Source organism: Oleiphilus sp. HI0086, assembly GCF_001635225.1.
Genome location: NZ_LWFZ01000019.1, coordinates 1 through 664, shown reverse-complemented (window position 1 = coordinate 664; position 664 = coordinate 1). Strand labels below are relative to the sequence as shown.

1 protein-coding gene is annotated in these 664 nt (G+C 47.1%); it reads left to right on the top strand.

The genetic code is table 11. From position 1 onward, the window contains the following. Positions 1-62 precede the first annotated feature (62 nt). On the top strand, positions 63-664 hold a 602-nt coding region (locus A3756_RS00400), incomplete at its 3' end, for an ACP S-malonyltransferase (protein ID WP_197481067.1).

Sequence of the window (664 nt, the reverse complement as noted above, 5' to 3'; positions counted from 1 at the left end):
TGGTGGCTATGCGTCGCTAATTATTTGAATATCCAAGTCAAACTATCTAAAAGGTGAATTTTGTGACAACTGTCTTTATGTTTCCCGGTCAAGGTTCTCAGTCAATTGGAATGATGTCAGATCTCTTGGCGCAGTCAGAATTAGCAGTAAAAACCTTTACTGAAGCGTCTGAAGCAATTGGAGAGGATCTTCAAGATATTGCGCTAAATGGGCCTGAAGATAAGATCAACCAGACGGAAATTACTCAGCCTATTGTATTAACGGCAAGTGTTGCGATGTGGCGTACCTGGATAGAAAACTCTGACATCCGTCCAGACTATGTGTGTGGGCATAGCTTGGGTGAATATACGGCCTTGATCGCTAGCGGCGTACTGGATTTTGAAGAGACGGTTAAGCTCGTTAACCTTCGTGGTAAGCTTATGCAGGGAGCGGTTCCTCTAGGTGAGGGCGGTATGGTTGCTCTTTTGGGGCTTGATGATGATAAAGCTAAAGAGGCTTGTAAAGAGGCAGCCCAAGGGCAAGTTGTTGCGCCGGCAAACTTTAACTCTCCTGGTCAGATCGTCATATCGGGTGCGACCGATGCGCTGGACCGGGCGATGGCTATCGCAAAAGAAAAAGGCGCTCGTCGTACTGCGAAGCTTCCTGTAAGTGTTCCTTGCCATTG